Annotated in this window: 19 protein-coding genes; 12 read left to right on the top strand and 7 right to left on the bottom strand. The window is 41.6% G+C overall.

The features are described from left to right. Window positions 1-57: 57 nt before the first annotated feature. A complete protein-coding gene (locus AC1RRY_RS08565; protein WP_492816457.1) occupies window positions 58-669 on the bottom strand; it encodes a WbqC family protein in 612 nt (203 codons plus the stop codon). A gap of 131 nt (window positions 670-800) precedes the next feature. Between AC1RRY_RS08565 and AC1RRY_RS08560 the strand changes: the two genes are divergently transcribed. Continuing rightward, window positions 801-3,047 carry an OmpA family protein gene (locus AC1RRY_RS08560; protein ID WP_492816459.1) on the top strand — a complete coding sequence of 749 codons (2,247 nt, stop codon included), beginning with the start codon at window positions 801-803 and terminating at the stop codon, window positions 3,045-3,047. 3 nt (window positions 3,048-3,050) lie between these two features. Here AC1RRY_RS08560 and AC1RRY_RS08555 read toward each other — a convergent pair whose 3' ends face one another. From AC1RRY_RS08555 to truA, 3 genes are read right to left on the bottom strand one after another with little or no spacing between them, the layout of a single operon-like run. Then, window positions 3,051-4,007 (bottom strand): L-threonylcarbamoyladenylate synthase, encoded by a 957-nt coding sequence (locus AC1RRY_RS08555; RefSeq protein ID WP_492816461.1) that lies wholly within the window; start codon window positions 4,005-4,007, stop codon window positions 3,051-3,053. Continuing rightward, complete coding sequence (locus AC1RRY_RS08550) at window positions 4,007-4,477, bottom strand: GNAT family N-acetyltransferase (protein ID WP_492816463.1); 471 nt, start codon at window positions 4,475-4,477, stop codon at window positions 4,007-4,009. Before AC1RRY_RS08550 ends, AC1RRY_RS08555 begins: the two co-directional genes overlap by 1 nt. A 14-nt stretch (window positions 4,478-4,491) precedes the next feature. Next, a complete protein-coding gene (truA, locus tag AC1RRY_RS08545; RefSeq protein ID WP_492816465.1) occupies window positions 4,492-5,238 on the bottom strand; it encodes a tRNA pseudouridine(38-40) synthase TruA in 747 nt (248 codons plus the stop codon). A gap of 217 nt (window positions 5,239-5,455) precedes the next feature. Between truA and AC1RRY_RS08540 the strand changes: the two genes are divergently transcribed. From AC1RRY_RS08540 to lepB, 5 genes are all read left to right on the top strand, one after another. After that, the gene (locus AC1RRY_RS08540; RefSeq protein ID WP_492816467.1) at window positions 5,456-6,238 is read left to right on the top strand and encodes a ParA family protein; all 783 of its coding nucleotides are present in this window, start codon (window positions 5,456-5,458) and stop codon (window positions 6,236-6,238) included. Between the two features lie 62 nt (window positions 6,239-6,300). Then, window positions 6,301-7,221: a ParB/RepB/Spo0J family partition protein gene (locus tag AC1RRY_RS08535; protein WP_492816469.1), complete on the top strand. Its 921-nt coding sequence runs from the start codon at window positions 6,301-6,303 to the stop codon at window positions 7,219-7,221. Between the two features lie 101 nt (window positions 7,222-7,322). Then, complete coding sequence (locus tag AC1RRY_RS08530; protein WP_492816471.1) at window positions 7,323-8,024, top strand: DUF5683 domain-containing protein; 702 nt, start codon at window positions 7,323-7,325, stop codon at window positions 8,022-8,024. A 21-nt stretch (window positions 8,025-8,045) separates the two neighbouring features. After that, window positions 8,046-8,765, top strand: a complete 720-nt coding sequence (gene dapB, locus AC1RRY_RS08525; protein ID WP_492816473.1) for a 4-hydroxy-tetrahydrodipicolinate reductase — start codon at window positions 8,046-8,048, stop codon at window positions 8,763-8,765. Between the two features lie 78 nt (window positions 8,766-8,843). Next, window positions 8,844-9,989 (top strand): signal peptidase I, encoded by a 1,146-nt coding sequence (gene lepB, locus AC1RRY_RS08520; protein WP_492816475.1) that lies wholly within the window; start codon window positions 8,844-8,846, stop codon window positions 9,987-9,989. Window positions 9,990-10,064: 75 nt separating this feature from the next. Here the strand turns inward: lepB and ung are convergent, their stop codons facing one another. Next, window positions 10,065-10,730: a uracil-DNA glycosylase gene (gene ung, locus AC1RRY_RS08515; RefSeq protein WP_492816477.1), complete on the bottom strand. Its 666-nt coding sequence runs from the start codon at window positions 10,728-10,730 to the stop codon at window positions 10,065-10,067. A 200-nt stretch (window positions 10,731-10,930) separates the two neighbouring features. Between ung and apaG the strand changes: the two genes are divergently transcribed. Continuing rightward, the gene (gene apaG / locus AC1RRY_RS08510) at window positions 10,931-11,323 is read left to right on the top strand and encodes a Co2+/Mg2+ efflux protein ApaG (protein ID WP_492816479.1); all 393 of its coding nucleotides are present in this window, start codon (window positions 10,931-10,933) and stop codon (window positions 11,321-11,323) included. Between the two features lie 167 nt (window positions 11,324-11,490). After that, a complete protein-coding gene (gene fumC / locus AC1RRY_RS08505; RefSeq protein WP_492816481.1) occupies window positions 11,491-12,891 on the top strand; it encodes a class II fumarate hydratase in 1,401 nt (466 codons plus the stop codon). Between the two features lie 87 nt (window positions 12,892-12,978). Here the strand turns inward: fumC and AC1RRY_RS08500 are convergent, their stop codons facing one another. Then, on the bottom strand, window positions 12,979-14,463 hold the full coding sequence (locus AC1RRY_RS08500) for a DUF1501 domain-containing protein (protein WP_492816483.1): 1,485 nt from the start codon (window positions 14,461-14,463) through the stop codon (window positions 12,979-12,981). Further along, on the bottom strand, window positions 14,460-17,201 hold the full coding sequence (locus AC1RRY_RS08495; protein WP_492816484.1) for a DUF1553 domain-containing protein: 2,742 nt from the start codon (window positions 17,199-17,201) through the stop codon (window positions 14,460-14,462). Before AC1RRY_RS08495 ends, AC1RRY_RS08500 begins: the two co-directional genes overlap by 4 nt. Window positions 17,202-17,366: 165 nt before the next feature. Between AC1RRY_RS08495 and AC1RRY_RS08490 the strand changes: the two genes are divergently transcribed. Genes AC1RRY_RS08490 through AC1RRY_RS08475 form a run of 4 tightly spaced genes read left to right on the top strand, consistent with a single transcriptional unit; the run spans window position 17,367 to window position 20,233 of the window. Beyond that, window positions 17,367-17,708 carry an MmcQ/YjbR family DNA-binding protein gene (locus AC1RRY_RS08490; protein WP_492816486.1) on the top strand — a complete coding sequence of 114 codons (342 nt, stop codon included), beginning with the start codon at window positions 17,367-17,369 and terminating at the stop codon, window positions 17,706-17,708. Beyond that, window positions 17,705-18,748, top strand: a complete 1,044-nt coding sequence (locus AC1RRY_RS08485; RefSeq protein ID WP_492816488.1) for a hypothetical protein — start codon at window positions 17,705-17,707, stop codon at window positions 18,746-18,748. The genes AC1RRY_RS08490 and AC1RRY_RS08485 overlap by 4 nt, the downstream gene beginning before the upstream one ends. Window positions 18,749-18,769: 21 nt before the next feature. Then, window positions 18,770-19,615, top strand: a complete 846-nt coding sequence (locus AC1RRY_RS08480) for an HAD-IIA family hydrolase (protein ID WP_492816490.1) — start codon at window positions 18,770-18,772, stop codon at window positions 19,613-19,615. A gap of 15 nt (window positions 19,616-19,630) precedes the next feature. Further along, window positions 19,631-20,233: a M949_RS01915 family surface polysaccharide biosynthesis protein gene (locus AC1RRY_RS08475; RefSeq protein WP_492816491.1), complete on the top strand. Its 603-nt coding sequence runs from the start codon at window positions 19,631-19,633 to the stop codon at window positions 20,231-20,233. Window position 20,234 lies beyond the last annotated feature (1 nt).

Genomic DNA, 20,234 nt, shown 5'->3' with positions numbered 1-20,234 from the left:
TTTGGTCTAAGCAAAACATTTGCATTTGCAATATAACGATTTATTAACAAAGTCTGTTCAATTTGTGGCAGATTTCTTTAAAATTCCTAAAGATTGATTGCCTCTGCAAAACAGTAAGTCAATAACACTCAGGTTAGGTACAAAATCATTGCCAAAATTTTGCTGATAGGCCGTCGGAATGTAAAGAATATCAGTTTCTGATGCTTTTTTGGGGCTTATCAGCCCACGAAGATCTAAAATTTCAGAATCAGGTTCTTTTCCATAATTATCTGTCAGACGAATTGTCTTGTTTACCTGCAAAAGTTTCAGACAAATTGTCAGCAGTTCGTAATTCAGGTCCCACAAAAACGGATGTTTCTTTTGCAATGCCTGATGAAGGTAGTCGGCAAAATACTCAAAAAAAGGTGATTTGCCGTAAGCAGCGCTGATTGTCCGCCAGTGCACGTCATGCCATCGCTGCTGGTAATCAATCCGGATGTCTTTTACTGCAATCTTGCTGTTGCCATCTATAACCGGTACAATCAGCATTTCGACCTTGTTGGCTCCAAGAATATAACACCGGTTCCGGTAGCTTTGCTTCACATAATACTCATGGTTTTCGAGCAGAATTTCGTCAGCATTTATCAGGGTCGAAAAAAAATGAGTACACGGTAAGTACTGTAAATCCATTAAAACTGTTTTTTTTGCATATTCATCCATGTAACAAAACAACATAATTTAATAAAAACTTACAATTCATTTTGAATTCTTCGTTTTATTGAAGTATGATTAAATGAGAAACCTGCGTTTTTTGATTGTCTATGAGAAATCTGGCTCTACCTACCATTTTTACTGTTATTAGTATTTATCAGGCCTTTGCAGGTAATGCACCTGAGTATTTTACGGCATCTATTGCAAAGAGAATATATATACAGGAACCACGACTGGACGAATACATTTTTCTAATAACCGACGCCAAAGACAAACAGATTATTACTACAGCTATTGTAAGAGTAAAAGACAATACCAATCAACCGGTTGAAGCTACGGTGAATCAGAAAACCGGTGAATGGAAAGCACTACTCGACCAGACCAAGAGTTATTTCGTAAGCATTGAAGCACCCGGCTATATAAGTGTTGAAAGAGAAATTGATGCCGTAGAGACAAACAGGAATGGAAAAAATGCAGGCGGGCTTATCAGTATCAGCCTGAAAAAAAATGAATCGGCATTACTGGCGCTGACTGCCATTGATGCCATTACACATGAAACAATTCCTGCTACTTTCAAAGTACTGAGACCGGAAGAAACGACCCTCACGGGGCGATCAGACAAGGACAATCCCTACAGAATTGAGTATTCTCCTAAAAAGAAATTCACTGTTGAAATAAGCTCGGAAGGATATAAGACCAATACCGAACAACTTCTGTTTGAAAATTTCAGAACCGAGTATCCTGGTGCCAGACTACAGATGAAACAGTTTGCTCTGAAAAGAGAAATGTACAATTTTCTCTTTAAAATAATTGATGAGCAAACCAGAGAAAACATCATTAACACACGGATGCGAATTCTCAATCTGAAAAGCAGACAATCTATTGCCGCCAGAATTGAAAAAGATGGTTTTTCAGCCAATTTATCGCCAGAGTCTGAGTATTCGGTAGAGGTTTTTTCAGATGGATATGATCAGGCCATTCAGAATATTGATTTGAAAGATTTAATCGCAAAACGAAGGTTTGAGCAGGAAATATTGCTGATAAAAAAATCAGTTGACCGCTACCGGTTAATCGTGGTTGACGATGAAACAAACAAGAATGTACCCGGTGCAGGTTTACGTATTTTCAATGCAAAAAATGAACCGGTTACTATTACCACTACTGCGGTTCAATCAGAATGGCAGGCCAATCTAAAAATTGAAGAGGCTTATACGGCTGAGGTAACTACACAGGGTTATTTACCTTATAAAGCCACTTTGCTTAAGAATGATAAGACCGTCTATCTGAAAATCAGTAAAGTGCCACAGAATGAGATTCTTTTTATGGCAACCGATTTTTATACAAGAAATGTGTTGCAGGCTGACTATCAATTAAAGGCAGGCACAACTGCTGTGGAAGGAAGCCTGAACCCTGAAAAAAACAGATTCAAAGCAAAGCTGGCTGTCGATAAAAATTATGAATTAGAAATTACATCAGCAGGATACCCGACCTTTAAAAACGCTGTGAATATCACCAAAGCTGTTAACAATGTGATTATGGTTGAACTTAAAAAGAGCAGCTATACTTTTACATTTAACCCAATTGATGCATTAACAAAAGAGCCTATAACGAATGCCAGAATAACCCTTGTGGCAGCAGATAATGCAAACCTGATATTAGGAAGCAACAAGGCAGGTAATGAGGTAGCTGTTCAAAATTTAGATCAGAAATATGTATTGCGTGTGCAGGCAGATAATTATAAACCATATACTGCAGATATTAATCTTATGAATCTGGTGACTTCTAATTTCTCTCAGGATGTACTGCTTGAGAAAATAGCTGTGCCACCTTCTACCCCTCCGCTTTCTGTAAAAAACACAGCACAACCGCAGGAAACGGTAAGTGCTCAAAAGAAAGAAAAACCTGAACTACCAAAAGAAGAAAAGGCAACGCCCCTGGTAATAACTCCAAAAGAAACCGCCAAAGCACCGATCTTAGCTATTGCCGACAATTACTTTAAAAGCATAGAGATTGGGAAACACATTAAACTGGAAAACGTGTTTTTTGACCAGAGCCAGCCCATTATTAAACCCCAGTCTTTTCCTGAACTCGATAAGCTGGTTGATTTACTGAAAGGGAATCCGCAAATAAATATCGAAATAACCGGCCACACCGATAACATTGGCGACCCGCGTTTGAATCTTTATTTATCTGAATTGAGGGCAAAGGCAGTTTCTAATTATTTGTTCAATAAAGGTGTTGCCCCTGGCAGGCTGGCAAGTACCGGCAAAGGGCAACAACAGCCTGTTGTCTCTAATGATACGGAAGAAAACCGGCAGAAAAACCGCAGGGTTGAATTTACGGTGCTTGTTAACTAAGATTTATTCTTTTACGGTAGCTCTCCGGATACGGTCATTGATAGCCCTGCCAAGATCTATTTCAGGGAGCAGTTGGGTATAAATCATGTCGATATCCATACTATCAAGCTGGCGCATGTAAGCAAACAGGTTTTTGGCTGCTTCTTTGAAATCCCCCTTTGGCGAGAGTAACAACTGGTTTCCTTGCGGAATATCAGAAAGATAATGCTGAAAACCCAGATAACCGGTTCTATCATCGGCCTGTCCGGTTATCTCATTCACTTTCAGCAAAATAAGTGGTTTCCGTGGTGCATAATGGCTTTTGAGCATACCCGGTGCCAAAGGATTGGAAGAAGAATGCTCAACGACTTTTACTCTGCCAATTACAGACTCAACGGCTTCTATTGAAAGCCCGCCTTTGCGATAAACAATCGCCTCTTTCCCTTCGAAACCTACAATGGTAGACTCTATACCTATTTCGCAATCGCCTCCATCTAAAATGAACTTTATCTGTCCGCCTAATTGATTATTGACGTGCCGGGCACTGGTAGGAGAAATATAACCAAATGGATTGGCACTCGGTGCGGCAAGAGGGAAATCAAGTCTCCGTAATAATTCAAGTGTCAATGGATGCTGAGGAATTCTGATAGCCACGGTATCAAGCCCTGACGTTACCAGATCCGGTATAATAGCTTTTCTGGGTAGTAAGAGGGTCAGTGGCCCGGGCATAAATTTCTCAGCCAGTGCGTAAACTCTCTCGTCTGCTATTTCCACATAATTGGCAAATTGTTCAATACTATGCGTATGAATAATGAGCGGATCGAAAGTCGGCCTGTTTTTCACTTCAAATATCCGGGCAACTGCATCTGTATTCAGAGCGTTTCCGGCCAGACCATACACGGTCTCTGTCGGAATGCCGATTACATCTCCGTCTTTCAAAATCCTGACTGCCAGGTCTATATCCTCACTGATTATTGCCATTATACCAAGTCTTTTTCAAAATAGGCAACGTCGCCTTCCGGATTATAGTTATACGGTTTTGTTTCAATAAATTGTAATGAATGATACAAGCGATTCGCAGACTCAAGCCTCCTTAAAGTATCCAGCTTCATTTTCTTATAATTCTTTCGTTGGGCTTCTTCCATAATGGTCTGCGACAGTTTTTTGCCCAAGCCAATACCCTGATACGCAGGTCTTACATAGAGCCGTTTCATTTCGCACACACCATCTTCCAGTTTCCATAAAGCCACACATCCGGCACTTACTCCATCTGCTTTTGCCAGATAAATGGCCCCATCAGGCTCGGCATACTTAGCAGGTAATTTGGCCAATTCTTCTTCAAAGTTCTGAAAACAGAGACTCACGCCCAGAAATTTTTCATACTCCCGGAACAGTCCCTTTATCTCATCAAGATCTTCGGGTGTTGCAATTTTTTCAATACTTATGTTCATCTATATCAGGTATATTATGAAAATGATCCGGCAGGATATCCCACCTCAACCAATGTTAAACCCTCTGCAGGTACAGCCCTGCCTGCTTTTTGTCTGTTCTTTGATAAAATAACCTGCTCAAATGCCTCCAGGCTCATTTTTCCTGTGCCAACTTCTAGCATTGTTCCTACAATTGCTCTCACCATCCCTCTTAAAAACCTGTCAGCTTTAATATGAAACAGTAGAAACTGATCCTGCTGTTCCCAATAGGCATATTCAATTTTACAGTTAAAGGTAGCCACATCTGTATGCACCTTACTGAAACACTGGAAATCAATATGGTTTTTCATCAACTCCCCTGCCCTATTCATTTGCTCCAGATTAATCGGCGCTCTATAAAAGTATGAAAGCTCACGCCAGAAGGGCGTTTTCTGATGCGAAATCCGGTACAGATACCTGCGAAAAGTGGCGTCGAACCTTGAATGGAAATCGTCACCTACCTGCCGTATACAATTAATAGCAATATCTTTAGGCAAAACGCCGTTCAAGGCATAGACAATTTTATCAACCTGATTCAAAGGAGCATTTACATCAAAATGGGCAAACTGCTGATACGCATGCACACCGGTATCCGTGCGGCTGCTACCCACTATCTGTGTGGGCTGTCTCAGCACAGTTGTCAGTGCCTGTTCAATGTGTCCCTGCACGGTCGGGGCGTTTTCCTGCACCTGCCAGCCATGAAAGAAAGTACCTTTATAAGAACACTCTATTAAATAACGCATGCGGCAAATATAACATAACTGTAAAGCATTATAAGACTATAAATACATAAATTTCACCTTTCGTCTGGTGTATAATGTTTGGCAAAAACGTTGTCTGATATACATACAGCATGTTATCCACATCGTGGAACGTTTTTTCCACGTCGTGGAACATTTAATTGTTTCTTAATATTAAAAGTCTGATATTTGAAACCGAAATTTTCTCAAACCACTAATAATGGGAAAAATAATAGCAATAGCCAACCAGAAGGGAGGCGTAGGTAAAACAACCACTTCCATAAATTTAGCGGCCAGTCTGGCTGCACTAGAATTCCGTACGCTCATCATTGATGCCGACCCACAAGCAAATACTACCTCCGGTTTAGGGCTTAACCCTAAAGAAGTAGAAAATAGTATTTACGAATGTATGGTTGAGGATATCCGTCCGCGAGATATCATCATTCAGACCGACTTCCCTAATCTTGATTTATTGCCGTCACACATTGACCTGGTGGGGGCTGAAATTGAAATGATTAATCTTCCTAAAAGAGAAGAAAAAATGAAAGAAGCGCTGAATGACGTGAAAGACATGTACGATTTCATTATTATTGACTGCTCTCCTTCGTTAGGCTTGATTGTAATCAACAGCCTTACAGCTGCTGACTCAGTGATTATACCTGTGCAATGTGAATACTTTGCCTTAGAAGGCCTGGGTAAACTGTTGAACACTATAAAAATTATTCAGCAACGCCTTAATCCTGCACTGACTATCGAAGGCATTCTGCTTACCATGTATGACCTGCGCGTGCGTCTCTCAAATCAGGTAGTGCATGAGGTAACAACGCATTTCAAGAATATGGTCTTTCAGACACTTATTCCGAGAAACATCCGTTTATCTGAATCGCCAAGCTATGGAGTACCGGTCATTGCTCAGGACGCCGACAGTAAAGGTGCGATCAGTTATCTGAATCTGGCCCGTGAGATTTTAATTAAGAATGGAAAGCTGGTAACTGAAAACTGATGAATTAAAACAACGGTTAAGTGAGTGCTTAATTCAGTTGCTCCCATTTACTATTACAGACTATGGAATCTAAAACATTCAATACAAAAAAAGGAATGACGGGGCTTGGCCGGGGTTTAGGGGCTTTGCTTTCTGACTCAGAAAATACAGGAACGGAAGCGGTTGTACCGCGCAAGCCGGAATCTTTGAGCGGTATGCACGAGATACTCATTGCGTCGATTGTAACCAATCCATACCAGCCCCGTACCCATTTTGACCAGGAAGCGCTGAAGGAACTTTCGGAATCTATCAAGATGCTGGGTATCATACAGCCTATTACGGTTAAGGAAGAAACACCGGGTAAATATATGCTGATTTCGGGAGAACGCCGTTTGCAGGCATCGAAACTGGCCGGATTGACCAGTATACCTGCCTATGTTCGTAAGGCCGATGACCAGCAGATGCTCGAAATGGCATTGATTGAAAACATTCAACGTGAAAACCTGAATGCCATAGAAATTGCCCTGAGTTATCATCGACTGTTGGGCGAGTTTCAATTGAAACAGGAGGAACTGGGCGACAGAGTAGGTAAAAACCGGACTACTGTTAACAACTACCTGCGTTTATTGAAACTTCCGGATGTGATACAGGCAGCCGTGCGCGACAACGAGATTACCATGGGCCACGCCCGTGCTTTGATCAATATCGAAAATCACGAAACCCAGATTAAGCTCTTCACGAAAGTAATAGAAGAAAACTGGTCGGTTCGGAAAATTGAAGAGGAAGTAAGAAGACTGGCAACGATTGATTCTGACGAAATCAAAGGTAAAAGTCAGCATTCAATAAAACAGGAGATTTCATCGTTACAATTTCGCCTTCAGGGGTACTTCGGTACCAAAGTACAGGTAAAAGCAGACGATAACCATAAGGGAGAAATCAAAATTCCGTTTGCCTCGAAAGACGAGCTGGATAAAATACTGAGTGCAATCAAGGTAAATCAGTAATACCAAACAGGGTCGTAATTGTTTAATATTTGTTAAATGATTGTAAAAAGAAAGATGAGAGCCTATTTTTGTCTCTTTATTCGCAATTAAATTTTCGGAACATGGTTCGGATGTTAGTTTTTCTTTTACTGATTACAAATATTTCTTTTGCGCAAATAGATACAGTAAAGAACAATGCGGTTAAAGCCGATTCTCTGAAAAAAATATTGATTGACTCTTCCAAAAAATCAGGTCTTGTTAATAAACTTATCAAAACTGATACTACCGGAAGAGCCAATTTTTTAAGCAGAGTTTTTAAAGCAGATTCAGCCAAAAAAGCGAATCCTGCCCGCAAAGCCCTGATACGGTCATTAATATTACCCGGTTGGGGTCAGGCTACCAACAAGGAATATTGGGTACTGCCGATTGTTTATGGCGCTGCGGCCGGAGGAATTTTCTCTTTCTACGTCAATAATCACAGGTATCAGTATTATAAAGGTAAACTGAGAGAAATTGTGGTTGGTGGAGCCACTGAGGTAATGATTAACCCTTATGAGGGCATCGGAATCCATCAGTCTGATAAGCAGATAGGGCCGTTTAGAAAAGCACAGGTCGAACCCGTTGTTAACAGTTACCGACGCTATCGCGACCTGACCGTCATAATATTTGCAGTAGGCTGGACCCTCCAGGCAGTGCAAGCCAATGTATCGGCGCATTTGAAAAACTTTGACATGAGCGACGACATTTCGTTGAAATTTGAGCCAAGCGTGCAGTCAACAGCTTTCGGAAATGCCGTAGGTGCCAGTGTTGTTTTAAAATTTTAAATTATTCAGAATTAGAAATTTATGCGTATTGCTCTTTTAGGATATGGAAAAATGGGTAAAGTAATTGAACAGATTGCTTTACAAAGAGGACATGAGATTTCTGCAAAAATAGACATAAGTAACCGTACAGAATTATTGTCAATAAACCCCGAAAATACCGATGCTGTGATAGAATTCAGCTCGCCTGAATCTGCCTATGGTAACCTTAAGTATTGTATGGAGTTCGGGCTACCAACAGTTTGCGGTACTACCGGCTGGCTGCAACATCAGTCTGAAATTGAAAAACTCTGCATTGAAAACGAAAGTGCGTTCTTCTATGCCTCTAACTACAGCATCGGAGTAAATCTCTTTTTCGAACTGAACAAGGCCTTAGCTCACTTGATGAGTCCGTATACCAATGAGTATAAGGTAAGCAGCAATGAGATTCACCATACTGAAAAGAAAGATGCCCCCAGTGGCACAGCCATAACATTAGCACAGGGAATTATAGAAAACCTGGGCAATAAAACAAAATGGGTAAACAACCAGATAGCCGCTGAAGACGAAGTGCCCATCTGGTCGTCGAGAGAAGGGAAAGTACCTGGCACTCATGAAATTAAGTACATCTCTGATGTAGATCAGATCGAGATCAAACACATCGCCAACAGTCGTAATGGCTTCGCTTTGGGTGCGGTTATTGCGGCAGAGTGGTTGCATGGCAAAACCGGAATTTTCGGCATGAAAGATATGCTTGGGTTCTAGACTGTCATTTCCATTAACAAATAACATTTTTAACCGATAATCACTTAAAAATAAATCTCCGCTCCGGAGTTAGTCTTTATGGCAGAAGTTCAAAAAAAAGCTGAAAATAAATCTGTAGGAAAGAAATCGGCAGTAAGAGAGTGGTTCGACTCCGTGCTATTTGCAGTAATAGCCGCTACGCTTATCCGCTGGCTCTTTTTAGAAGCATATACGATTCCGACGGGTTCGATGGAAAAAAGTCTGTTGATTAACGATTTCCTTTTCGTAAGTAAATTGCACTACGGTACCCGTACTCCAAAAACCATTTTACAGGTTCCGCTAACACATCAGAAAATCTGGTTTACTGATATTCCGTCTTATTCAGACGCAATTCAATTACCGCAATACAGATTACCGGGTTTTACGCATGTAAAAAATGGCGACGTGGTGGTTTTCAACTATCCGGGTTGCCCCGAAAGACCTGACGAATTCGGTGGTTATGATAAATATCCGGTTGATCTGAGAACCAACTACATTAAGCGCTGTATCGGTATCCCGGGTGATGTGGTTGAAGTAAGAGAAGGCCAAGCCTATGTGAATAATAAAATATTCCCTAATCCTCCGGGCTTGCAGATGGAATATGCCATCGAAGCTACTACCCAGGTGAATGAAAAGGTTTTCCAGAAATATAATATTTCAGAATTCGAGGAAGACCCAAGTCAGACCGAAAAAACCGTATACTATGTAAAAGCTACCGATCAGGCAATCAAGGATATCAAAAGTCTTGACTTTGTAAAAAACATTACGCCCCTGACATCGGCCAAAGGTGACACTAGTCAGTACGGATATAATACATTCCCTTACAACTCGCGTTTGTTTCCGTTTAACAGAGACAATTTCGGGCCTGTTACTATTCCGAAAAAAGGTGTAACCATTCAGTTGGACGAAAGAAATCTGGCTCTATATAAAGGCGTGATTACTACTTTCGACGGCAACGAAGATGCGAAGTATGTAAACGGACAGATCATTCTTGACGGTAAGCCGATTACGTCTTACACTTTCAAACAGAATTATTACTTCATGATGGGCGATAACCGCCATGGTTCTGACGACTCACGTTTCTGGGGCTTTGTGCCTGAAGATCATATTGTAGGTAAAGCGGTATTTATCTGGATGTCTATCGATAAAGACGGCAGTTTCCTGAACAAAATCCGTTGGAGTCGTCTGTTTAGCATCATCAGATAATAACAGACCATTCAAAAAGGAAAAGCTCATTCGTTGGTTGCGAATGAGCTTTTCCTTTTTTCAGCTTGCCCTACCCTACCAGTCTACAGTTGGTAATCCTTTACTAACCAGATAATTGTTGGCCTGGCTGAAATGTTTGGTACCAAACCAGCCGCCACCATTAGCAGACATGGGTGAAGGGTGCTTGGCACGTAACACAAAATGCTTTTTATCATCAATTATTTTACCTTTTTCCTGCGCGTATCTGCCCCATAACAAAAATACAACATTACTTTTTTCGTCATTAACACATTTAATAACGGCATCTGTAAAAGTCTCCCATCCTTTTCCTTGATGTGAACCCGCCGTAGCAGCCCGCACCGTCAGAGTTGCATTGAGTAACAAAACCCCTTGTTTGGCCCATCGCTCCAGATTGCCACTTTTTGGTATAGGTTTACCCAAATCATCATGAATCTCCTTAAAAATGTTAATAAGCGAAGGCGGAGACGGCACACCATCATTGACAGAAAAACATAAGCCATTGGCCTGCCCTACTCCATGATAAGGGTCCTGACCGAGTATTACAACACGCGTATCTTCAAAACTACACTCATTAAAAGCATTGAAAATTAACTTACCGGGTGGGTAACACACGCCGGACTTATATTCGTTTCGCACAAACGCTGTAAGGTCATTAAAATAATCCTTTTGAAACTCTTCCTGAAGCCTGTCCTTCCAGCTATCTGCAATCTTGACATCCATAGTAAATGAAATTAAAGTAGGTTCGGAACAAATATATGAAAAATAGAATTACTCAATCATAATGCTACCGCTTAACAACTTTTTTGCGAAAAAATAGTTACCAATAATAATAATTTATTAATTTACCTTTTAGTTATTCAAATTGCTAAGAGTGTTTAAGGCATCAATTGGTACTTAAACCATGAATTCCCTATAAATATATGAACACAATTACGGCAACTACTGACGGCGTAAAAGTTAGTGTGCTAACCGAGTACCAACCAGAATATTCCAGTCCTTATCAATCACATTTTGTGTTCAGCTATAGAATAAGGATCGAAAACCACAGTAACAATACCATTCAACTTCAAAGACGTAAATGGATTATTTTTGATTCTGTTGCTTCTGTAAAAGAAATTGAAGGAGAAGGTGTTGTGGGTCTTACTCCTGTGCTGGAACCCGGTGAAAGCCACGAGTATGTTTCAGGCTGCAGCCTGAAATCTTCGATAGGCAAAATGTCGGGCTCTTATATCATGGAACGGTTGGTAGATGGCAGGCAGTTCAGAGTACAGATTCCGGAGTTCAATTTAATTGCTCCTTACAGATTAAATTAACACTGACAATACACAGAAACATAATACACTAAAGCACGGAAATACCGTGCTTTTTTTATTGATGGTTTCTCAGAAAAAAACCTTAAAAAACTATTAGCCTGTTTTTTTCTGATTTACTTTTGCAAGCAAATTCCTTTTTAACTTACATTTCTAATACATAAATAATTATGCAGTACAGAATAGAAAAAGATACAATGGGCGAAGTGCAAGTACCTGCCGACGTTTATTGGGGGGCACAAACACAACGTTCTATTGAAAACTTTAAAATTGCGCAGGATATCAATAAAATGCCTAAGGAAATCATCAAAGCGTTTGCTTATCTGAAACACGGAGCGGCTTTGACTAACTTTGAATTGGGTGTGTTACCCAAAGAAAAAGCAGATTTAATAGGCACGGTTTGTCAGGAAATACTGGACGGGAAACTGGATGATCAGTTTCCGTTGGTAGTATGGCAAACGGGTTCCGGTACGCAATCGAACATGAACTGCAATGAGGTAATCGCTTACCGTGGGCATGTACTGCAAGGAGGCGAATTGGGCGATAAAACCAAGTTTTTACACCCGAACGATGATGTAAACAAATCGCAGTCATCAAACGATACATTCCCTACGGCTATGCACATTGCAGCCTATAAAATGCTGCTTGAAGTAACTATACCCGGTATTGAAAAACTACGTGATACACTTGCCGCGAAATCGGAAGCATTTATGGATGTGGTGAAAATAGGTCGTACACACTTTATGGATGCCACACCGTTGACACTCGGACAGGAGTTTTCAGGTTATGTTTCTCAATTAAATCACGGATTAAAAGCTATAAAAAATACCCTGGCCCACCTTTCGGAACTTGCTCTGGGTGGTACTGCAGTTGGAACGGGTATTAATACGCCACAGGGATATTCAGAACTAGTAGCAAAACACATTGCCGGCCTGACAGGTATTCCGTTCGTAACGGCAGAGAATAAATTTGAAGCATTGGCTGCACATGATGCCATTGTAGAAGCACATGGCGCTTTGAAAACCATAGCCGTAAGCCTGATGAAAATTGCCAACGATATCAGAATGTTATCATCTGGCCCGCGGTCTGGCATTGGAGAAATATACATTCCCGATAACGAGCCGGGTTCTTCAATCATGCCTGGTAAAGTGAACCCAACCCAATGCGAAGCTTTGACCATGATTGCAGCACAGGTGTTGGGTAACGATGTAGCCATTAACATAGGTGGTTCAATGGGGCACTTTGAGTTGAACGTGTTTAAACCGGTAATGATTTATAATTTCCTTCACTCGGCACGTTTGATCGGTGACGGTTGTGTGTCTTTCAATGATAAATGTGCCGCTGGTATTGAGCCTTTGAAAGAGAACATCAAAAAACATGTCAATAACTCATTGATGCTGGTCACTGCACTGAACACCAAAATTGGTTATTACAAAGCAGCTGAAATTGCACAGACTGCTCATAAAACAGGCAGCACTTTGAAAGAAACAGCTATCAGACTAGGATACCTGACAGGAGAAGAGTTTGACGAATGGGTAAAACCAGAAGATATGGTGGGAAGTTTGAAGTAATTCGCACTCAACTATCTGAAAATATAAAAGCCCTTTCTTCTCTTTAGAGGAAAGGGCTTTATTTATTATCTGAAGCCGTCTTTTTTTCTACGCCAATACCTCTTTCACCACTTTCCCAGCCACATCAGTTAATCTGAAGTTTCTGCCCTGAAAAGGGAAAACCAGCTTTTCATGATCAAAGCCCATCAGGTGCAGAATAGTTGCCTGCAAATCATGTATATGCGTACGGCCTTTGATGCCGTAATAGCCAATTTCGTCGGTTTCTCCATGCGAATATCCCTTCTTCAGGCCCGCTCCTGCCATGAACATAGTAAAAGCATCTACGTGGTGGTCGCGACCTTTGAACGGCGTATTGTTATCCCCTGCCCTGTTTTCCATCATAGGCGTTCTTCCAAATTCACCTCCCCAAACAATCAGTGTATCTTCCAGCAATCCTCTTTGTTTCAGGTCCAGTATTAAAGCAGAAATAGGCTTGTCGACATACTCTACATTGCGCCGCAGGCCAATATCTACTCCACTTCCGGCATCAGTACCGTGGTTATCCCAACGGCGGTCAAATAATTGTACTACTCTTACGCCTTTTTCCAACAGTTTTCTGGCTAGCAGGCAATTATTGGCAAAGCTTGACTTACCCGGTTCTGTGCCATACATTTCATGAATATAAGCCGGCTCACCCGAAATATCCATTGTGCCGGGTACTTCGGCCTGCATTCTGAAGGCCAATTCGTACTGTGAAATACGCGTCAGAATCTCAGGGTCACCTACTTCCTCGTAGGTCAGCTCGTTAATTTTATTAATGGTCTCAATTGATTTCTTTCTCAAAGTGCTATCAATGCTTCCCGGGTTATTGATATACAACACCGGGTCACCTTTCGAACGGCACTGCACCCCCTGATATACTGAGGGCAGAAAACCATTGCCCCACAGGTATTTACCGGCACTAGGCTCAGAACCGGACACCAGCACCACATAACCCGGAAGATTCTGGTTTTCAGAACCCAGACCATACGTTATCCACGAACCCATACTTGGCCTCCCTACACGCGATGCCCCCGTATGCATAAATAACTGAGCCGGAGCATGATTAAATTCATCTGTATGCATGGCTTTCAGGAATGTCAGATCATCTGCCAGTTTGGGCAGATAATTGAAGTAGTCAGAAAACCAGGCTCCTGACTGACCGTATTGCTGAAAAGTAGATTGTGGCCCCAGCATTTTGGGTACACCTTTAATAAAAGCGAATCTTTTACCTTCCAACAACGACGGAGGACAAAGCTGCCCGTCTAGTCTGGCCAGTTCTGGTTTGTAATCAAACAATTCCAGTTGAGACGGAGCGCCTTCCATATGCATAAAGATAATGCGCTTGGCCTTGGGGCTGAAATGGGATGGCCTTACAGCCAGAGGATTCTCATCCAGAAGTGGCTTCTCTGATGAACCATTGAAACAGCTACCTAACATAGAGGAAATGGCTAATCCGCCTAAACCAGATGTACATTGCTTCAGGAAGTGGCGTCGGGTATTGAATCTGGCTTCTTCTAAAAAAGCTTCTTCTGTAAGTGATATTCTTTTCATTTGGTCAAAAATTCATCCAGGTTCATCATGGCATTGGCTGTCAGTGTCAGTGCACCTAATTCAGCTTCTTCTTCTTTTTTCTTTCTCAGCTCAAGCAGTGCTTCCTGATACAATTGATATAACAGCCGGGTTTTATTGTCGCTCGGCGCTTTCTGGAACAGGTATTGGTAACCCTGCTTCAATTTTTCTTCCACTCGTGGTGTCTTGAACTCTTTCATTTTCAAGGCAATGCTTTGTGCAGCTGCATAAAAAACGGTATCGTTCAAGGTAGTAAGCGCCTGCAATGGTGTATTGGTACGGATACGTCGTGAAGTACAAACATTTCGTTGAGGGCTGTCGAAAGTAATCATCGACGGATACGGATTGGTGCGGCGCCAATAGGTATACACCGCTCTTCTGAACAGGTTTCCTTTAGGTTCTCTGCGCCAGCTTTCGTCAGTAGGGTTGGGTGGTTTTACACTCGGGCCATACATTTCCGTATTAAGTAAATGGCTTACAAACAATGCCTGATCTCTGATTTGCTCCGACGACAAGCGTACCCTTGGCCCCCTGGCAAGCAGCAGATTTCTAGGGTCTTTTTCTATCAAATCTTTACTGACGGTTTCCGACTGACGATAAGTAGCTGACATAACCATCTGTTTCAATAGTTTCTTTATGCTCCAGTTATGTGTATCTATCAATTGCACAGCCAGCCAGTCCAACAATTCGGGATGAGAAGGCCTGGCACCCATAGTTCCGAAATCCTCCAGCGATTCCACAATGCCGTTTCCAAACAATTGTTCCCAGAACCGATTCACCATTACTCTTGCCGTAAGCGGATTATCTTTGCTAACCAGCCATTGCGCAAAACCTAAACGGTCTGCTTTATAATTACCCAAATGTGGCAAAGAAGCCGGCACATCCGGTTTTACCTGTTCACCATGCACCATCCAGTTACCTCTGATAAACACATGGGTTTTACGGCTTCTGCTCGGAGCCATTTCCATAATAACCGGTGTAGTGATACTTTCAATCTTCACTAGTTTATCCAGTGAATCTTTGAATGCCTTCGTAAAATTATTCTTCAACGGGGTTTTGGACTGTAAATCCATCCAGTCCAGATGTATCAGGTCGGTCCAGAAACTTTTACCTTTTCTATATACCAGATACACATCATGCACACCTTTGGTTGGCTTTATATTTCCGCTTGAGGTAGTGTAATCTTTCCAACGCGACCAACCGTCATTTACGGTCTCTTCACTACATTTTGTTTCCACTTTACTTATCAATTCTCCTTCCGAGCTGCCAAGCCGCATTTCAATAAATGCATTGGCTGCCCCACTCTGGTATCCATAAGTGACCTGAGTGACCCCTGTCAGATCCACATCTTCGTACACAGTATAGGCACCTTCAGTGGTTTGCATGATAGTTTTCTGATTATTCCACAGCTCTATGTGGCGGCTGGCGCTGTCAAAGTCTTCCGCTTCAATTCTGTAGATACCCATTCGGCGCAGGTAATCCTGCTTCTGCCTGTCTAGTGGTATTTTTGCCGAAACCGGCTCCGGATTCTTTTCTATATTTTTCAGCCAGATCAGCAAATCTCTCAACTCATGTTCTCTGGCCGGGCTGTAGGTTTTTAAGAGAGGTTTGTCATTGTATAAATCTCTGTCTTGTGTATTATTAAAAAAGGCAAACGACTGATAAAAATCTTTCTGCCTGAAAGGGTCATACGGGTGGCTATGGCATTGTACACAAGCCATGGTTGTTCCCTGCCATACTTCCCACGTAGTAGAAACCCTGTCGAGCAAGGCCATGTTTCTGAACTCCTCGTCGTTGGTTCCGCCCTCGTCATTGGCCATGGTATTTCTATGAAAAGCCGTAGCAATTAACCGGTTCTCTATTTCTCTGGCATTAGTATTGGCCGATTGCGGCAATAAATCACCGGCCAGTTGGTGAATCGTAAACTGGTCGAATGGCATATCTACATTGAACGCCTTGATAACCCAGTCCCGATACTGCCAGATACTTCGGTCTAAATCTTTCTCATACCCTTTCGAATCAGCGTATCGGGCCAAATCAAGCCACATGGTGGCCCAGCGCTCACCGAAATGCGGTGATTGCAGCAATCGGTCTACCTGCTTTTCGTAGGCATTGGTGCTGTTGTCTTTCAGAAAAGCCCGTGTTTCTTCAATGGTGGGTGGTAATCCGATTAAGTCCAGGCTCAATCGGCGCAGCAATGCTGTTTTATCTGCTTCCGGAGCATGCTTTAACCCTTCCTGACTAAGTTTATCCAGAATAAATTTATCAATTCCGTTTACTACCCATTTATCGCTAACATCCGGAGGAATTATCGATTTATCCGGTTTAATGTAAGACCAATGGTCTTCCCATTGTGCGCCTTCATTAATCCACCTTTCTATTTTGCTTATTTCATCGTCGCTTAAGGGTTCTGCGTCCAAAGGCATCCGTGCTTCTTTATCATGAGTTTTAAGCCTTTTTATCAATTCTGAATTATCGGCATCATGCGGAATAATAGCATACTTACCCGACTTGGCCTTGGCCAGTGCCTCTTCTCTGAAAAGCAGACTAAACTCTCCGCTTTTCTTTACTCCTCCATGACAAACAATACACTTTTTGTTAAAAATCGGGCGGATTTCTTCGTTATAGCTGATTTGCTTTCGTGTAAGATGATAAACAGAACCGGCAGCTATGAGAACAGCCGCAGCGAGACTTATCCAGGTTAATTTCTGATAATTCATTAGTCAAGTATACTTCAAAAACCTCCCGAATATCCTTAAAAAATAGTATGGATACAAGTTTTTTTATGATTATACTCAAGCCTAATAAAAAACTACCATTATCATCCGCTTTTAAATCAGGAAGTGTTGCCTATCTTTGAGCTACTAACACAAAATGTTCTGTTCATGGTAGATGAAGCAACTTTCCGAGACATAGCCTTATCGTTTGCAGGGGCAGAAGAAGCACCTCATTTTGAAAAGACCTCGTTCCGGGCGCAAAAGAAAATCTTTGCCACTTATTCAGTGCAAGATCACCGTGCCTGCCTGAAACTATCTGAAATCGACCAGTCTGTTTTTTGTACACATAAATCCGGTGGAGTTTATCCGGTTCCTAATAAATGGGGTAAACAGGGCTGGACACTCTTTGAACTGAGCAAGCTGGAAAGAGAACTGATGCACGATGCACTCGAAACAGCCTATATTGAAGTAACCAAGAAAAAAAATAAAGCCAAGAATCTGAAACCATGAGACTTATCGACTACCCGTCTATCATAAAGCTTGCCTGGGCCAATTTTGATGATTCTAAAACCATTGATACCATTGAAGACATCAGCGCCAAGGTGTCTACGAACCACGTTTTCAGAGTAAGATTTGATAATGATGACATCATCATTGCCAAATTATCTTATTTCGGCACCTACGAACATTTCAAGGAAGACCATCAGATTATACATACCTTACAGAATAACCTGCTGTATCCTTTTGAAAACGTATTGGCCAAATCGCTTGTGAAAGATAACGAGGTATATACCTATCGTTTTCAGGATGACATCACCGACGCATGGGTAATTTTTTATAATCCTATCAGAAGTCTGCACCGGTTACCCCGCCGATTGGATGAAGACCAGATAAAAAAACTCGGTACCGAGATCGCGCGGTTTCATAAGGCCTGTGCCCGCGTAAGTACCGTTTTACCGAAAGCGTCGAAAACATTGCGCTCAGATATTCAAGACCTGCTAAACATACTGGATACCGAGGTAGGGCAGTTTGAGCATCGCATGCACATCAGCTACCTGAGAGAACAATGTGAGATATTCCTTGAAAACCGGCAAAAACTGGTAGCCGGAACAGTAGAAACCATGCCCGTATTTATGGACTGGAATATTGGTAATTTTTCAGTTACCAAAAATCTGGAGCTTTACTCACGGTGGGACTACGACTGGTTCAGAATCAGCTATCGCGTAATGGATTTTTACTTCTTCAGCAGGGTAACCTCTGATGTAGGTGACCGCACGGCTTTCAGCTATTATATTGGCCCACTGATGGAAGACCGCTTCATTCTGTTCCTGAAAGAATACCATAAGGTGTATCCACTTACAGAAAATGCCGTACTTTTCATGAAAGAGGCCTATCGTTTTTTCATATTAAACTATGTTATCAAATACGGCCGGTATTTCTTTCATCAAGCCTATTCAACCAAATTGCAAAGAGAAGCCTACGAGATTTATTTTCCGTCAATAGAGAAAGAATTTGATGCCGGTAAAATTCTGAAAGCGCTTAATATTTAAACCTACATACCATTATCCTACATGCAGATACACGATTTTAAAGCAGTTTTAGAAAAATATAAAGTTATTTTTTTTGATGCCTATGGCGTGCTTAAAAACTATAATGGCTTGATTCCGGGAGTAGAAAACACCTTTAAATACCTGAAAGAAACCGGAAAAGAATTCTATATTTTAACTAACGATGCCTCGAGAAAACCCCAGCAGCTGGTTGATTCTTACCATTCTTTGGGTATCAAAGACGTGGTTCCGGGTAATATCATTTCGTCAGGCATGCTGGCAATGGACTATCTGAAACAAAAGGTCAAAAGTGGTAAAGTAGTTTTTCTAGGAACCGTGGATTCTGCTTATTATATCGAAACCGTTGGACTCGAGGCTGTTCCTATCAGCGAATTGGATTTGAACAAACTGGAAGATATACAAGCACTGGCGTTTCTGGACGATGAAGGTTTCGACTGGAGAGATGATCTGAACAAAACTATTAATCTGCTGCGCAGAAAAAACATACCTGTAATTGTGGCCAATACCGATGGCACGTATCCGGTATCCAAAAAAGAAATAGCTATTGCAATGGGTGGTTTATCAAGAATGATAGAAGCCATTGTAGGCAAGCAGTTTGTGGGTTTCGGCAAACCGGATTCGCAAATGTTTATTTTTGCCTACGAACACATTAAAAGCAAAAACATAGAGAAAAAAGATATTCTGATGGTAGGCGACACCCTGCATACCGATATACTGGGTGGTAATAAATTCGGTCTGGACACGGCATTAGTACTAAGTGGGAATACACAGGCAGAAGATGTAAAAGTACATATTCAGAGCACGGGTATTATTCCTACTTACCTATGTGAAGCAGCAGTAGTTGAGTAGAAAAATAAACCTGAAATGAGCCGATTATTCGTAATAATATCCATAGCACTTTTGTCACTTCAAGGTTTTGCGCAAAAAATTGAGGTGAACCCAATATCTGCCGAAACCTTGACAAAGTTTAAAACGGCAGGGGCTTTGTTATTAAAAAGCGTTCAGTTCAAAGACAAAAACGGAATCAATTACTTAATAGCAGCAACGGAAGAGGCCGAGAAAGACGATTACACTTCGAGAACATTGTGGATAGAGCATTTCATTGAGAGTACCACAAAAGAGCCTAAGTTGCTCAGGGAAATAGTAGATTTCGAAAAAGATTGCCCCTTAGACAATCAGCTTGGTCTGATTGAAGGCGCGTTTGAAGTAACAGATCTGGATAAAAACGGTTATGCCGAAATCATATTTATGTATAAAACCGGCTGCAAAAGTGATGCAGGTTCTATGGGACTAAAACTGATAGTTCTGCAAAATGGAAGCAAGGCAGTTGTAAGAGGGACGCCCGTTATTATGGGATTCAATCACCCGAAAGAAAATATCCCTGATGCCGCATTTAAACAACTCCCCGATGTAATACAAGATAAAGCCAATGCGTTATGGAGTAAATTTGAAAAAGAATACGAATGAC

This window comes from Emticicia sp. GW821-FHT11C11, from assembly GCF_058808615.1.
This window is presented reverse-complemented; position numbering and strand designations above follow the sequence as displayed.

Excerpts from the sequence above, each read along its gene's own strand:
- AC1RRY_RS08565 (WP_492816457.1), bottom strand. The coding sequence starts at position 669 with ATGGATTTACAGTACTTACCGTGTACTCATTTTTTTTCGACCCTGATA.
- AC1RRY_RS08560 (WP_492816459.1), top strand. The coding sequence starts at position 801 with ATGAGAAATCTGGCTCTACCTACCATTTTTACTGTTATTAGTATTTAT.
- AC1RRY_RS08555 (WP_492816461.1), bottom strand. The coding sequence starts at position 4,007 with ATGGCAATAATCAGTGAGGATATAGACCTGGCAGTCAGGATTTTGAAA.
- AC1RRY_RS08550 (WP_492816463.1), bottom strand. The coding sequence starts at position 4,477 with ATGAACATAAGTATTGAAAAAATTGCAACACCCGAAGATCTTGATGAG.
- truA (WP_492816465.1), bottom strand. The coding sequence starts at position 5,238 with ATGCGTTATTTAATAGAGTGTTCTTATAAAGGTACTTTCTTTCATGGC.
- AC1RRY_RS08540 (WP_492816467.1), top strand. The coding sequence starts at position 5,456 with ATGGGAAAAATAATAGCAATAGCCAACCAGAAGGGAGGCGTAGGTAAA.
- AC1RRY_RS08535 (WP_492816469.1), top strand. The coding sequence starts at position 6,301 with ATGGAATCTAAAACATTCAATACAAAAAAAGGAATGACGGGGCTTGGC.
- AC1RRY_RS08530 (WP_492816471.1), top strand. The coding sequence starts at position 7,323 with ATGGTTCGGATGTTAGTTTTTCTTTTACTGATTACAAATATTTCTTTT.
- dapB (WP_492816473.1), top strand. The coding sequence starts at position 8,046 with ATGCGTATTGCTCTTTTAGGATATGGAAAAATGGGTAAAGTAATTGAA.
- lepB (WP_492816475.1), top strand. The coding sequence starts at position 8,844 with ATGGCAGAAGTTCAAAAAAAAGCTGAAAATAAATCTGTAGGAAAGAAA.
- ung (WP_492816477.1), bottom strand. The coding sequence starts at position 10,730 with ATGGATGTCAAGATTGCAGATAGCTGGAAGGACAGGCTTCAGGAAGAG.
- apaG (WP_492816479.1), top strand. The coding sequence starts at position 10,931 with ATGAACACAATTACGGCAACTACTGACGGCGTAAAAGTTAGTGTGCTA.
- fumC (WP_492816481.1), top strand. The coding sequence starts at position 11,491 with ATGCAGTACAGAATAGAAAAAGATACAATGGGCGAAGTGCAAGTACCT.
- AC1RRY_RS08500 (WP_492816483.1), bottom strand. The coding sequence starts at position 14,463 with ATGAAAAGAATATCACTTACAGAAGAAGCTTTTTTAGAAGAAGCCAGA.
- AC1RRY_RS08495 (WP_492816484.1), bottom strand. The coding sequence starts at position 17,201 with ATGAATTATCAGAAATTAACCTGGATAAGTCTCGCTGCGGCTGTTCTC.
- AC1RRY_RS08490 (WP_492816486.1), top strand. The coding sequence starts at position 17,367 with ATGGTAGATGAAGCAACTTTCCGAGACATAGCCTTATCGTTTGCAGGG.
- AC1RRY_RS08485 (WP_492816488.1), top strand. The coding sequence starts at position 17,705 with ATGAGACTTATCGACTACCCGTCTATCATAAAGCTTGCCTGGGCCAAT.
- AC1RRY_RS08480 (WP_492816490.1), top strand. The coding sequence starts at position 18,770 with ATGCAGATACACGATTTTAAAGCAGTTTTAGAAAAATATAAAGTTATT.
- AC1RRY_RS08475 (WP_492816491.1), top strand. The coding sequence starts at position 19,631 with ATGAGCCGATTATTCGTAATAATATCCATAGCACTTTTGTCACTTCAA.